Below are 585 nucleotides of genomic sequence, written 5' to 3'. Positions count from 1 at the left end.
GGCGAGCGCCTTGCCCTTGGCCGCGCTGGCGAAGTCGTCGGTGAAGCTGCCGGCCTGCTTGGTCTTGTCCCAGCCGAGCACGGTGACGTTCTTGCTCTTCACCTTGTTGTAGTAGGCGACGCCGTCGGCGAAACCGTCCATGAAGATGGTCACCGGCGGGATCTTCAGGCCGCCGAACGTGGCGACCTTGCCCGACTTCGAGTAACCCGCGGCCAGGTAGCCGGCGAGGAACGAGGCCTGGTGGGTGGCGAACTGCATCGGGTAGACGTTGGTCCCGGTGCTCGCGCTGTCCACGATGGCGAACTGCGAGCTCTTCTCCGCGTCCGACACCTTCTGGGTGGCGGTGCCCATGAGGCCGCCGACCGAGAGGATGAAGTTGCACTTCTGGGTCACGAAGCCGCGCAGGTTGGGCTCGTAGTCGGCCTCGGCGCTGGACGCCACGTACTTCGGGTCGACGTTGCTGGCCTGCGACTTCGCTGCCTGCAGACCGGCCCACGCGGAAGCGTTGAACGACTTGTCGTCGATGCCGCCGGTGTCGGTGACCATGCAGGCCTTGTATGCGGCCGCGGTGCTGGCCGAGCTGCT

At 66.3% G+C, this 585-nt stretch carries 1 protein-coding gene; it reads right to left on the bottom strand.

The window, feature by feature from the left end; all coding sequences use genetic code 11:
• A partial coding sequence (locus Ato02nite_RS49905; protein WP_213013785.1) for a BMP family ABC transporter substrate-binding protein occupies positions 1-585 on the bottom strand: 585 nt, incomplete at both ends.

The sequence above is a fragment of the Paractinoplanes toevensis genome (assembly GCF_018332695.1).
In the GTDB taxonomy this organism is placed as follows: Bacteria; Actinomycetota; Actinomycetes; order Mycobacteriales; family Micromonosporaceae; genus Actinoplanes; species Actinoplanes toevensis.
Note: the sequence above shows the minus strand (reverse complement) of the source record. Positions and strands in the feature narration are given on the sequence as shown.